Origin of the sequence: Dysgonomonas sp. 520 (assembly GCF_010501095.1) — a bacterium.
Taxonomy (GTDB): Bacteria; Bacteroidota; Bacteroidia; order Bacteroidales; family Dysgonomonadaceae; genus QVMP01.
Window position 1 is genome coordinate 102,728 of sequence record NZ_QVMP01000004.1, and the last position, 14,571, is coordinate 117,298.

The 14,571-nt window shown below is 40.0% G+C and carries 6 protein-coding genes; all 6 read left to right on the plus strand.

Features of this window, described 5'->3' with window-relative positions; genetic code table 11:
- Nucleotides 1-82: 82 nt before the first annotated feature.
- The 6 genes from D0T56_RS03490 (at nucleotide 83) to D0T56_RS03515 (ending at nucleotide 14,545) form a co-directional block, all read left to right on the plus strand.
- Nucleotides 83-3,493 carry a hypothetical protein gene (locus tag D0T56_RS03490; RefSeq protein WP_163318743.1) on the plus strand — a complete coding sequence of 1,137 codons (3,411 nt, stop codon included), beginning with the start codon at nucleotides 83-85 and terminating at the stop codon, nucleotides 3,491-3,493.
- Nucleotides 3,494-3,502: 9 nt separating this feature from the next.
- Nucleotides 3,503-4,180 (plus strand): GDSL-type esterase/lipase family protein, encoded by a 678-nt coding sequence (locus D0T56_RS03495; protein ID WP_163318744.1) that lies wholly within the window; start codon nucleotides 3,503-3,505, stop codon nucleotides 4,178-4,180.
- Between the two features lie 8 nt (nucleotides 4,181-4,188).
- The gene (locus D0T56_RS03500; protein ID WP_185153828.1) at nucleotides 4,189-6,690 is read left to right on the plus strand and encodes a glycoside hydrolase family 3 protein; all 2,502 of its coding nucleotides are present in this window, start codon (nucleotides 4,189-4,191) and stop codon (nucleotides 6,688-6,690) included.
- Nucleotides 6,691-6,711: 21 nt separating this feature from the next.
- A complete protein-coding gene (locus tag D0T56_RS03505) occupies nucleotides 6,712-8,154 on the plus strand; it encodes a sialate O-acetylesterase (RefSeq protein ID WP_163318745.1) in 1,443 nt (480 codons plus the stop codon).
- 15 nt (nucleotides 8,155-8,169) lie between these two features.
- Nucleotides 8,170-10,713, plus strand: coding sequence for a T9SS type A sorting domain-containing protein (locus D0T56_RS03510; RefSeq protein WP_163318746.1), 2,544 nt, complete (start codon nucleotides 8,170-8,172; stop codon nucleotides 10,711-10,713).
- A gap of 658 nt (nucleotides 10,714-11,371) precedes the next feature.
- On the plus strand, nucleotides 11,372-14,545 hold the full coding sequence (locus tag D0T56_RS03515) for a TonB-dependent receptor (RefSeq protein WP_163318747.1): 3,174 nt from the start codon (nucleotides 11,372-11,374) through the stop codon (nucleotides 14,543-14,545).
- Nucleotides 14,546-14,571 lie beyond the last annotated feature (26 nt).

The window sequence follows — 14,571 nt, forward strand, 5'->3', positions numbered from 1 at the left end:
GAAACAGAAAACACATAACCCGATGGTCGGATAAGATGACGGATGGTCGGGTTATGCGTTATCGACATAAAATATGTATAGAATGAGAAGTATTGGAAAAAGTATTTGTATATGTATACTGATTCTGTTTTGCGCAAATGTTTATGCACAAAAAGACAAGTACCTGATTGAGGCTGAAGCTTTTCAGTTTAAGGGAAAATGGATTGAAGCAAACGATCCCGACTGCTTTGCACGAAAAATGCTTCGGGTGCTTGGTGGCGGCAAAAACGACGAATCGACCGATGCCCTGACAGTTGTTGATATTCAGGAAGAAGGCACTTATACCGTATGGGTGAGAGCAGCCGATTATAAAAAAGATCAGGGATCACGTCTTTTCCAATTGTTTGTAAACGATCAGCCTATGCTTGAATCGGGCAAACATGGCAAGGAAGGGTTTTATTGGGAGAATGTGGGCAAAGTAGAGTTAGAAAAAAAGCAAATATTACTGAGAATACATGATACCAAACGTAATTATGGACGGTGTGACGCTATTTTACTGGTCAAGGACAGTTCAATTGATCCCAACGAAACACCCAGAATAGACGTTGGCAAATGGAGAAAAAACCCTGCGAAAGTAAAAACAAGCTCATTAACATTGGGTAATATTTCGTCCCGTCTTTTTTTGGATAACAATGTTGTCGAAATAGCTAAAATAGAGAATGATAATATCCGCCTCAGTTTTGTTGGCGGTGGTGTTAACAATAAGGTAATCGCTTGCCGTACCGAAATAAAGATGAATGGCAAATGGCAACAGTTTCTTACTTCGGCCGAAGACCACAAAGTTTTTCTTATCACATCAGACTCTGCAACTGTTGTCAACAATGAGAAATACTTGCCTTTGTGGCCTAATTCGGATGCTAAAAGTTCATTCTCCTTCAACGGAAAAAGCTATGTAATACAACAACAAGAAGATTTGCTTAATCCCTACAATGCCGGAGACATGAGCGAAGCTATTCCGGTAAATGCTGTTCAAATAAATAATACGACCATTAAGGTTCAGTATATAACAAAAAACAATTCTACCATTACCGGATATTGGAAATTACCGACAAATGAAAATCATATAGAAGTAACTTTGGTTTGTCATCCGTCACAAACAGGAGCATACAGCATGGGTCTTGCAGCATTTCAGCTAATACCACAGAATAATCTGAATAACATACTATTACCTCCTTTGTACCAGTATAAGCGTTTAACAGATCAGCCGGTAATGGTTCCTTCTTCGGCAATGCAGCAACCTGTATCAATTGCCGAAGCAAAAACCCCTCAGGGATTGGTTTCTTCATTTATCTGTGGAGACGTATCTTCTATTGAACAATGGGGTAGCGTAGATTTTTCGCCTATGGGGTTTGCAATAAAAAACGAAATAAATGAAGTGCAACCTGTTATGTTCTCCCCCATTCTGGGAATGGAAGACTCGAAAGTGAAGGCGGGAGAAACAATTAAAAGAAAATTTATCATCGGAGCACTTCCGAAAGGATGGACTGAAACGATGGAATATGTTTCGGACAATGTGTTTAAGGTGAATGATTATCGAAAGCAAGAAAATCTTTCGTTAACCGAATCCATGTTCAATATATTCGACTTGATGAAGAACAAAGAATATGGAGGATGGGATGTTGGACTGAAAGGATTTTATGACATTGAGGGAGACCCGGAAACAGCTCCCACCGTAGTTCATGCAGCACCACTGGCTATAATTGCTGCTGCTGTTTTTTCTGATGACGAGGAGTTTTATTTGTCGCACGGATTACCAACCATAGAATATACTCTTTCGCGCAGTGGTTATCGGTGGGCCATTGATATTGTCCCGACAGGATATAACAGAACAATGGAATCGTTGCGACTGAATCCGTTTACATCTCAGTTCTCCACGTCTTATTACGAAGGATTATACCATATGTTAGGAGGAAAGAATGCGTGGTTGAAAGACATTGCATTGCCTGGAGATACGTTGCGTAAAACCAGTGGTTATTCGGTTCCGGTTTATTCGTGGGTGCAAGCTCTGTCGGCGTATAAATTAACGAAAAACCATAAATGGTTGAATCTGGCAACATCTACAGCCGACAGATATATCAGTACTCAAATCTATGCCAATACATCAAAACCATTGAACAGATTGTCTTTCTACAATACAACTTTTTACTCTCCCTGGTGGAACTTAATTGATTTGTATGAGGAAACCAAAAATGGAGATTATCTGAAGGCTGCTCAATATGGCGCTGCTCATACAATTGCCGGAATCCGAAGTTATCCTGCCGTGAAGGATGAAGAACAGGTTATTCACCCCGGTAATAAATACGATGGCAATACAAGTTTGTGGTGGAAAGGAAAAGAAAAATACCGTCTGGGTTTTCCCCGGGTTGCGAATGATGTGACGGAGAAAAAAGTTCCTGAATGGTTAGTATCTCCCGTTGGTTTGGGTTTTGAACAATCAACCACTTACTATCTGCTCCAAAAAGGCAAACAAGTCAGACCCGTATTTATGAGCAACTGGGCTCCACATTTATTAAGGCTCTATCAATATACCAATAAGCCTATATACCAAACTTATGCCCGAAATGCCGTTATAGGCAGGTTTACAAATTATCCGGGCTATTATGCAACGGGTTATACGGACGTCACAATGTCGCCCGATTTTCCTTACAAAGGGCCCGATTTCAGTTCAATTTACTATCATCATATTCCTCCTCATTTTGCATTTACATGGGATTATTTGGTTTCGGAAGTCATCGAACGTTCGGGTAGGAATGTAAGTTTCCCGTATGGTAAGCAAGAAGGATTTGTTTGGTTTTCTAATCGTATCTATGGTGCGGAAAAAGGGAATATTTTTGGAGATAAAGAAGCCAGATTATGGATGAAGAAAGGATTGGTAACACTCAACAATCCGGCTTTGAATTATATAACGGCAATTTCCGACAAAAACTTCTGGGTGATAGTAACCAATGAATCGGATAAAGAAGAAACATTTGATATAACCCTGAACAAATCTCTTAACATTGCAGTAGATGCTCCTGTTTCGGTCTATTCTGAGAAAGGAAGTATCGGAAAACAACCTAAAACCAAAAATAAATTTTCGACTACTATCTCCGGTAAAGGTTTCAGAGCCATATCTTTTCCTCTCGTCGAAAATATGAAAAGAGCCGAATCTCCGGTATTGAAAGAAGGTTTGAAAGTTGTTGATATGGGCGATCCGTTCGGAAAAGTTTTTGTTTTCCGCATCCGGTCTCCATTTGGCTGGGATTCGGTATACGGTTACTCCGAAACTCCGCCGCTTAAAGGTAAAAATGCGTCTCTGGAAATCGTTTATAAAGGTGAGACAACAACGGTTTCTCACTACCCTTTCGAATGGAGTTTTTATAAATTGAAAATGGACGAGGATGCCGAATTTGAGATAACTGCCAAAGTTGATGGCAAAGAGACAGTTAAGAAAGTTTATATAAAGGCTAAATAACAGAAAAATATGAAGACAACAATCCGTTTTTTGTTTTTAATCTTTATCGGGTTTCTTATTTTAAGTAACCATTTAAATGCACAGGATAATCCGGTTCAACGACAGAAATGGGAAACAAAAATACAGCGTTATGAACGGCTCGATTCGATTACGCCACCCCAAAAAGATGTTATTCTTTTTGTTGGAAGTTCTTCTATCGAGAATTGGAAGTCGATAGAAAGTGATTTTCCCGACAAACCCATCGTAAGCCGTGGAGTATCCGGTACAAAGACAGTGGATATATACGAATATCGCGATCGTCTTATTTCACCCTATCAGGCAAAGCAGATCTTTATTTATGTAGGCGATAATGATATAGGTTATAACTGGAAACCCGAGGAAATATTAGAACAGTTCAAAAAGTTGTTTTTTGCTATACGGGCAGAAAAGCCGGAAACCGAAATCGTTTTTATATCAATAAAACCTTTCCCGAAAAGGGCTCACAGGCTCGGGTCGACAATTGAAACCAATAAACTCATTAAAGATTTTCTCGAACAAGAGGAAAATACGGCCTATGCCGATGTGTACAATGCTATGATAAACGAACGGGGAGAATTAAATCCCGAACATTATCAGAAAGACGGTCGGCATCTGACGACTGACGGTTATAAAATTTGGAGAGAAATAATTTTAAAATTTATCAAATAAAAAAGCAAATGAAGATTAAACAAGTATTTATTATAAGCATCCTCAGTTGCCTTTCTTTAGTAGGATACGGACAGACATATAAGGATGTGACCGCATCCGTAGAAGATCGGGTAAATGACCTGCTGTCGAAAATGACGTTGGAAGAAAAGATAGATTATATAGGAGGTTATAACGACTTTTATATCAGAGGCATAAAACGTCTGGATCTTCCTGAAATTAAGTTGACGGATGGCCCTGTTGGTACGCATAAAGACGGGAAATCGACCGCCTATCCTGCAGGCACATTGTCTGCTGCAACTTGGGATACGTCGTTGGTCTATGAATTGGGTAAACAACTGGGACGCGATTCGCGCGCTCGTGGTGTGCATATTCTTTTGGCTCCGGGCATGAATATTATCCGTTCACCTCTTTGCGGACGTAATTTCGAATATTTTACAGAAGACCCGCTTCTAAATTCTCAAATATCTGTGGCATACGTCAAAGGATTGCAAGGTCAGGGAGTGATTGCAACTCTAAAACATTATGCCGCCAACAATCAGGAATGGGACAGAAACAATGTAAGCAGCGATATAGACGAAAGGGTGTTACACGAAATATATCTACCGGCATACAAAGCAGCCATTCAGAAAGCCGGAGCCGGAGCCGTCATGGATGGGTATAATCTGATAAATGGCGTTCATGCCACTCAGCACGACTATTTGAACAATTACGTCTTAAGAACTCTATGGGGTTTCGACGGTGTTGTTATGAGCGACTGGTCAGCTACTTACGACGCTGTGGAGGCTGCCAATGGCGGTCTTGACCTGGAAATGCCACGAGCAAAGTTTATGAATAAAGAACATCTGCTTCCGGCCATAGAATCGGGGAAAGTGAAAGAATCGACAATCGACGACAAAGTGAAAAGAATATTAAGGCTAATATTCAAAAACGGATTTTTCGAGAACGAACAGTTAGACACATCCATTCCGTTGAATAATCCGGAGGGAGCTAAAATTGCGTTGAACCTGGCGCGTGGCGGAATCGTGTTGCTCAAAAACGAAAACAACCTGCTTCCTCTAAAGACATCGAAAGTTAAGACCGTTGCAGTGATAGGTCCTAATGCCAATTCATATACATCTGGAGGAGGAAGTTCCTATACTTTTCCTTTCAAATCGGTATCGGTATTGGATGGCTTGAGAAACAGTGGAAATGATGTTCAGATCTCTTATATATCAGGAGTCCCGACGCTACCCGAAACCGTGTTTAACTCGGTTTTTTATGCCGAACCCGGTGGAAAGGTTAAAGGTCTTAAAGGTGAATACTATAATAATATTAAACTGGAAGGAAGTCCTGCCATAACAAAAATAGATTCTGTTGTCAACATTGGTAACGGATGGCATATTGCAGCTGAAAGAAAAGGTATTCCCTACGATCATTGCTCGATGCGTTGGACGGGATTTGTTAAACCAGAAAAAACGGCTAAATATCGTTTTGTCATAAGAGGGTTCGATGGTTTCAGGCTGAAGGTTGACGGTAAGCAGGTTATAACAGAATGGCGAAACCAGGGAATTACTACGCGTGAAGTTGTTTTATCCTTGAAAGCAGGAAAAGAATATCCGATAGAACTTGAATATTTTGCACATGTGCATCCCGTAGATATTTCTTTCGGATGGAGAGAAGACAAATTGTATTTTGATGAAGCTGCCGAATTGGCAAAGAACGCAGATGTAGCCATTGTTAATATAGGCTTCAATGAAAGCAGCGAGCGCGAAAGCAACGATCGTCCGTTCCAATTGCCAGAGTATCAAGACCGTTTGGTTGAAAGTGTAGTTACTGCAAACCCCAACACCGTAGTATTATTAAATGCCGGAGGGAATGCCGATATGTCGAAATGGATAGATAAAGTTCCTGCACTTTTGCATATCTGGTATGCCGGTCAGGAGGGAGGAACCGCAATAGCAGAAATTTTGTTCGGTAAAACAAATCCGTCAGGCAAGTTGCCTATGTCTTTCGAAAAGAAGTGGGAAGATAATCCGTCATACCCATATTATTATGACACAAATAACAGTAAACGTGTACATTATAAAGAAGGACTGTTTATGGGCTATCGGCATTATGATATTAGTGACACCAAACCCCGATTTCCGTTTGGTTTTGGACTATCATACACTCAGTTCAATTATTCCGACCTGAATGTCAGTAAATTAATAAGTCAGAAAGGCCCTCAGTATAAAGTAAGTTTTGTTGTTAAGAACACAGGGGAGTACGATGGCGCAGAAGCTGCTCAGGTTTATGTCAGACCGATAAAACCTAAAGTAACCAGACCTTATAAAGAATTAAAAGGCTTTTCGAAACATTTTATTGAAAAAGGCAGTGCTCAAATATTCGAGATTCTTCTCGACAAAGAAGCCTTTTCATATTATAAGGAAGAGTTGAAAGATTTTGATTACGATGCCGGACAATATGAAATAATGGTTGGAAGCTCGTCTGCAGATATCCGTTTGCAAAAAACAATCGAAATAAAGAAGTAAAAATCAATCAATTTGTTTAAAATGAAGCGTATAATATTTACATGTTTATATCTTGTTTTGTTTATATCCTGCTCCGTTGCTGCCGGTAACGATACTGTATCTCTCGCGTTGGAGTTGCCTTCGGTTTTCAATAATCATATGGTATTGCAACGAAACAAAGAGATTAAAATATGGGGAAAAGCTAAGCAAAACGCTTCTGTACGGGTTGCATTTAATAATGAAACAATAGAAACTCTGGCTGATAATAACGGGAGGTGGCACATTATGTTGCCTTCCATGCCGGCGGGCGGCCCATATCGGATGAATGTCAGTTCGGGAGGCGAGTCTGTTACATTTTCGGATGTGTTGATCGGCGATGTGTTTATTGCCGGAGGGCAATCCAATATGGCATTCAAGGTCGGCTTATTAACCGATGAAGACATAACCGAATTGAAAAAACAGGCTGATCGCCCGAATATAAGATACTACGATGTTGCACGAATAGTAAGCGGAGGAAAACGCCTGAACAGAGAAGATCGTATTTGGAGCGTTTGCCGGGAAGATAAGATAAACGAATGGTCGGCTATTGCTACTTATTTTGCGATAGAACTAAATAAGGCTCAAGATGTTCCGATCGGAATTATCGGTTGCAATCATGGCGATTCCCCCATTGGAGCATGGATAAGTCCGATGTCATTTGATAGTGATTCCGACCTTATAAAGAACTGTATCCTTCAGGTGGAAGATACCGATATTAAAAGTTTTTACAGAAATGCCTCCTCACTATACAATCTGATGCTACAAAAAATATTGGGGTATCCGATCAAAGGGGTACTTTGGTATCAGGGAGAAGCCAATGGCAGAAAGCCGGATACTTACGAGAAGCTATTCTCGACCTTAATTTCCGATTGGAGAAATCAGTGGAACGACCCTGAATTGCCCTTCATATTTGCCCAGTTGTCAGCTTATACCGTGTCCGGCGAACCGTCGAATGTCTCTTGGGCAAAATTGAGAGATGCACAATTCCGTGTATGGAGAAATACTCCGCATACGATGATGGTAACAACAATTGATGTTGGCACTTTAAATGACATTCACCCTAAAAATAAAAAAGCTGTGGGCGAAAGATTTGTTGCGGCGGCTGAGCACTTAATGTATGGTTCGGATAAAGATGAATATACAGGTCCGGTATTTAATTCGATGAAAGTGCGAAACGATACGTTGTTTATATCTTTTACTCATGCCGAAAAATTGCAGGTCAAGGACAACCAAGAACTTCTTGAGTTCGAAATATGTGGTAGCGATAATGTTTATAAACCTGCAAAGGCAGTTGTTGGTTACGGAATGGTAAAACTTTGGGCAGAAGATGTAAAAGCTCCCGTGGGAGCGAGATACGCATGGCGAAACAATCCTGCATGCCCTAATTTGTATAATGTTGCGGGGTTTCCGGCTGTTCCGTTTAACGAACTGCTTATAAAAGAATAAATCTATTACGATTTCATGAAGACAATAAACCTTATACTTCTTTTTGTATCAGGAATTTTGAGTATGAGCGCTCAAACTCCTGTTCATCCGCCTGCTATGGGTAATTGGATAGTTTCATTTGCCGACGAATTTAATCAGGATGCTCTGAACCTTGATATTTGGAATGTGGAGCATGGCAATTATAATACTTTGGGCGACTCTAAGCGTGATAGTGCTAATGTAAAAGTAGAAGATGGCGAGTTGCGCATCTATATGCTAAAGCAAACCGACGAAAATGCTCCCCGACAACGATGGACTTGCGGATATATTTATACGAAGGAGATGTTTGGGCGAAATGTATACATTGAAGCCCGAATGAAAGCAGTAAGAGCTTCGGGTGTAAACAGCGCATTCTGGATGGTTAGCAGGGCTAAGATGGCAACAGCATACTCCGATCGTTACGAGATTGACATCAACGAAATACAATACGATATAAACAGGCAGCAATTTGCCGCACGTTCAGGCTGGCACGACTGGAAAACCTATGGATATGCAACCGATATCAACGGCAATCAGGTAGATAACGGACTTGGCGCAATGAAATATTATGCCGAAGACGATTATCAAATCTGGGGATTGTGGTTAAACGGAAATGATTTTCATTTCTATCTGAATGGAGAAGAAGTATGGAATGGTAAAACGCATGCCATTTATTCAAATCAGTGGGATACAGGTGTTGGTCAGATAAACCCTTGGGCAACGGACGAGGAACAGCGTGCTTACGGAAAGTATGGGCAAGACGACTGGAACTATATGGGTGGCTACACCGGAGAACTGATGCATATCGCATTCAGTAATATGCTGATGGCTTTTAATTGGACACCCGAAACAGACGAGGCCGACGGTCAATATATGGCTATTGATTGGGTAAGGAGTTTTGTTCCCGAAAAAGAGATGGATAGAAATCCGATAGTTCTGTTGCCCAACACAATGCAGTTGGCAAAGGGGAGTCATAAAATTACTTTAGATAAAGAGATTGACTTAAATCTCACAGCAAATCATTATTTGAATTACTGGTTGGACAATCCTGATGATAGTAATTTTCAGGTCAGATTGCTGGACGAGGCAAACAATGTGGTGTCGTCCTTAACTTACAATTCCGATACCGATTATGTACTAGCAGCAGGCAGCAAACAAACGAGTTCGCAGTCGGTTTATCCTTATTCTTTTTACCTGAGGCCACAAGCAACGAGCAAACGATTGTTTGTTACCCGGATTACGGCTTCGCAAAACTTAGCAGATGCTATTAGTGTAAAATTATATAACGACTACGAATCTGTAAGTGATCTGGAACCGTTTTTCTACCCGAATGTAGATGAAACAGGACAAACCTCTATTAATAATCAGTGGTCATTGAATGCGAAGGGTACATTCAATGCTAAGATTAAGGCGATTGAGTTTGAAAATTATTCGGATCAGAAAATAGAAATATCAAATGTCAGGCAAGGCGATAACTTTCTGAGCGTGATTGCAAACGAAGAGCAACTTCCATATGCCGATACGCACGATATTATTTTACGCTCTGCAAATATAGCAGACAGTATTGTTTTCGATGTGAGAAGTAAATCTGCGGCATCAATATCCTTGTCTGTTAATTCTACCGATACAGAAACGCTGTCCTGGGCAGGAGGTGAGAATGGAATTTTAAAAGAATATGTTTCTCCTGATAAAACCACAACATATCAATTAACTTCTATTGAAAACGAGAGTGGAAAAAGAGCTTTAAACGGGAAAAGTATTGTATATGTTCCATCCAACGAAGACGTTGTTTTATACCCATCTTTCGATACTTATATTCAAGAAAATCAAGCTCTAAAAGATCTTTCTGCAAATCAAAATCTAGTACTGAAGACAGATCGGATGTATAATCGTTTAGGATATCTGGAGTTTGATGTCCCAGCAAATTTGAATGAAGATCAACATGCTTATTTATTCCTGTCTTTACGAGAGGTTATTGCACCATTATTTCCGGTAGAAATAACGATGACGACCGTAGAAACAGAATTTCCCAAGCCTATGTACTGGAACGATCGCCCACATTGGAAAACAGAAACCGAAATAGGAAAAATTACAATAAATAACAACAACCTTCGAGCATATGGGTTTGATATTTCCGATGCATTACGAAATGCCATATCGGAAGGTCGGAAAAAGCTATCGATCTGCTTGTCGTTAACGGGAGGCGAGCGTTCTTCTATGGTGACGTTTCAGCAATATGTAAGCTCAAAAAAATCGACCTCGCCCCGCATATATATTCAACAGCCAAAAAAGACCTCGATAAATGAGATAAAAACAGAAATGCCATCTGCTTTTATATATCCCAATCCTGCTAAAGATTATTTTTACGTACAAGGAAATGATTTTTCGGAAGTGCAAATAATGAATCTTTGGGGAGCTGTTTTGAAGAGTGAAGGAGTCTTGGATCGGTACGATATTTCGGATCTTAAACCGGGAATATATTTATTTAAACTTTGCCTTACGGACGGTAGTTGTCATACGACTAAAGTCTTTGTGAAATAACTGCAATGAAGGGGGTACGGAGCTGTTGAGTTGTAAGACCTTTAACAGCTTCGGCAACCCACTGATCAAGCATCTTTGAAAGATGAAAATAATAGATAAAACATTACCACTGCGATTTAGAGGCTATTTAAATTCCTAATGTCTAAATTTCAAATAGAAGTTAAAGAATAGATTTCTTGGATACAATCTTCTTAATCCCCACCAACAGATATAAGCAGAACTCTCCCCAGAACCAATATTAAAACTTTCTACAAAACGGTTTTGCTGCTCAATGATCTCAATTAAAAAAAACTAAAACCCAACAAAAACTCTATCTCAACCCACAAATTAGCGAAACGGATATACAGCCAATTTTCATGATTAACATGTTTTTGGAGATAGGGTTTATGACATCCCTATTTTTTTGTTAAAAACAGAGCATTTTAGAATAAAACTGATTGATGTACCTTATTGTCAAAATATGTTGTTTGGCATATTTAGATATAACACACTGATAATTAACAGATATCACAACCGCCTGTTGTATGTGCGATGAGTATTTTGAGAGGTGTTGTTGAGTTTTTGTGTGGTGATTTTTGCAAAGTAAAAGAGAGTTCTTCATTAATTTTGTCTCAGTTCACAAACAATTTTGTTTAAATCTAAGATAAAGTTTAATAACATGAAAAAGGTATTTCCTCTTTTATTTTTTCTTTTTCTAACGCGCTCACTTTTTGCTCAAGATAGTTGGCAAGTTTCAGGTGTAGTAACATCAGCTGATGATGGAGAGCCTTTAATCGGGGTTACTATAATTGTAAAGGGTGAAGCAGGGTTAGGTACTACCACCGATTTTGATGGAAAGTATTCAATTAAGGTTCCGAACGGAAAAGCATTGACTTTTTCCTATATGGGTTATCAGGAACAAACGACAAAAACAATTAAGAGCAATTCTACTCTTAATATCACGATGGAAAACGATGTCTTAATGCTTCAGGAAGTAGTTGCTATCGGTTATGGTACGATGAAAAAAAGTGACCTGACCGGTGCGGTAGCCTCTGTAAAAGCCGATCAACTTCAAAAGACACCTGCGGCAGGGATTGACCAGGCACTGCAAGGTCGTGTTGCCGGGGTTACGGTGAATGCAAACAGCGGACAACCGGGAGCAGCGGCAGAAGTACGCATTAGAGGTATCGGTACGGTAAACAATAGTGCTCCTATTTATGTAGTAGATGGTATTATCTTGGAAAATATTACTTTTTTAAGTCCGAACGATATAGAATCGACAGAGATATTGAAAGATGCGTCTGCGACTGCTATTTACGGTTCGAGGGGTGCAAATGGTGTTATCATTGTGACAACTAAAAAAGGTAAATCCGGCAAATCGGTTATTTCATTGAATACTTATTGGGGTGTTCAGAACCGTTGGAAGAAATTGGATTTGATGAAACGTGACGAATTTGCGGAAACGCTTATGCGTATAAACCCGCAACCATCGTCAATTGCCAGATATCAAAATCGTGGCTTCAATGCGTGGATGTCCGGTAATACAGGTGGCTCACCATATTTCCCCCTGATAAAAACAGATGCCAATCCTTACGGGATGGATTACAGTTCGGTTGAAACAGACTGGCAAGACGAAGTGTTCGAAAAAAATGCTTTGATCCAGAATTATCACCTTTCAGTTACTGGAGGTACCGATATAAGCCGATATGCGATAAGCGGAAGTTATTTCAACCAGAAAGGAACTATATCAGGTTCGGATTATGAGCGTTTCACTTTACGTGTGAATACCTCGCATCAAGTTCGATCTTGGTTGAAGATTGGAGAAAACCTTTCTTTCATGTCGTCGGAAGGACGTAATGCGATGAACAACAGTTCCAGTCCGGGTGCGTCTGTAATTTCTGCCGCATTGGCAATGGCTCCTTGGGATCCTACTCACTATCCGGAAGGTTCTGTTAACAATAGAGGTAAGGACTTGAGCGGTCAGATTTCTGCATCGTCAAACTTCAAAAATGCGATGAACCCATTTTCGATGGTAGAGCGCTATCATCCGTCTAATAAAGTTGAACGCTGGGTTGGTGATATTTATTTAGAACTGACACCTATCAAGAATTTAACTCTTCGCTCTGCGGTAAGTCTGGACTTGTCACATTACAGAGACAAAATGTTTTTGGAAGCATACAGATATTCAGACTTTGACAAAGCCGACAAAAACTTTTTGTCGAGTGGGATGAGTCGTGAACAAACTTTAATATTTGAAAATACAGCAACTTATTCTGCGGATATCAAAAAGCATAGCTTCTCTGCCATGATTGGGCAAACAGCCGAAGAACGTAATTTGTATGGCATGGGTGGTTCCGGTGCTTCTATTCTGAACCCGACCAAACAAAATTGGTACTTGCTTAATACAACAGAAGACAGGACATATTCAAGTGATTCTGTTGAACGTGACCGTATGTTTTCGTTGCTGGGTCGTCTCCATTATTCTTATGACAGCAGATATTTAATTACAGCAAACTTCAGAGCTGATGGGTCTAGTAAATTCCCTAATAACTTGTGGGGATATTTTCCGTCAACAGCATTGGCCTGGCGTATCAGTGAAGAAAACTTTATGAAAAATATCTCTTGGTTAGATTTCTTGAAAGTGCGTGCCGGATGGGGACGTATTGGTAATGACAAGGTGCCTAGCGACAGTTTTGTATTAACAATGACTCAGGGTTCGAATGTGTTCACAGGTTATCCTTTTGGACCAAATCAAGAACTGGCTAATGGTGCAGCAATTCTTACTTATGTCAATAAAGGTGGAAAATGGGAAACTACGGAACAATGGAGTGCCGGCGTCGATTTTGGTTTCTTCAGAGGATTATTAGGTGGTAATGTAGATTTCTTCATTCGCGACACGAAAGATATGCTACTAGGAGTAAAAGCTCCGGCACACGTTGGAAACCGCTTCGATCCGATAGCGAATGTTGGTACCGTTCGCAACAAAGGTATTGAAATTTCGCTAGACCATCAAAACAAAATAGCAGACATAAAATATTCTATTGGAGGAAATATTTCTTTTATACATAATGAACTTACCGCTCTTAATGGAGGTAACCCTGTATATGGAGACCGTGTGTTAAGCGATAAAGGATTGGGGTTATTTACAATCTGGGGTTATGAATATGAAGGAATATATAAATCGGATGAAGAAGCTGAAGCGCACCTATTCTATTATAAAGGTAAAAAAGAAAGTGGTGTGGGTGCAGGAGATGCGAAGTTTAAAGACCATAACGGAGACGGCAAAATAGACGACGCAGACAAAACCGACCTGGGCAATCCTTTCCCTTGGTTGACATACGGTATAAATATCGGTGCAGAATATAAAGGTTTCGATTTGCAAATGTTCTTCCAGGGAGTTGCAGGAAACAAAATCTACAATGCTGTGCGTCACCGTACGGAAGGTACAGGATCTGAAGCAACATTGAGTACTACAATGCGCAACGTATGGATAGATTATTCGGATCAGATGAAAAGCTCTATGGAATCGCAAGGCGTTGATTGGACAAAACTTATAAACAGAGAAGGTACGATCCCAAATCCTAACGGTAGTACGATGAATAAAGAAACATCGAGCAGGTTTGTGGAAAGCGGTGCTTATATGCGATTGAAAAACCTTCAGCTAGGTTATACAATTCCGAAAAAATTGACACAAAAGTTCCAGATAGATCGTTGCCGTGTATATGTTTCGGCAAGCAACTTGTTCACAATCACAGACTATTCGGGATATGACCCTGAAGTAGGAGGAGGAGTAGACTATGGAAATTATCCTCAATCGAGAACATTTATGTTCGGACTTAATCTGGATTTCTAATCAATAGGACTCATTTGAAGGATTTA

Excerpts from the sequence above, each read along its gene's own strand:
- D0T56_RS03490 (WP_163318743.1), top strand. The coding sequence starts at position 83 with ATGAGAAGTATTGGAAAAAGTATTTGTATATGTATACTGATTCTGTTT.
- D0T56_RS03495 (WP_163318744.1), top strand. The coding sequence starts at position 3,503 with ATGAAGACAACAATCCGTTTTTTGTTTTTAATCTTTATCGGGTTTCTT.
- D0T56_RS03500 (WP_185153828.1), top strand. The coding sequence starts at position 4,189 with ATGAAGATTAAACAAGTATTTATTATAAGCATCCTCAGTTGCCTTTCT.
- D0T56_RS03505 (WP_163318745.1), top strand. The coding sequence starts at position 6,712 with ATGAAGCGTATAATATTTACATGTTTATATCTTGTTTTGTTTATATCC.
- D0T56_RS03510 (WP_163318746.1), top strand. The coding sequence starts at position 8,170 with ATGAAGACAATAAACCTTATACTTCTTTTTGTATCAGGAATTTTGAGT.
- D0T56_RS03515 (WP_163318747.1), top strand. The coding sequence starts at position 11,372 with ATGAAAAAGGTATTTCCTCTTTTATTTTTTCTTTTTCTAACGCGCTCA.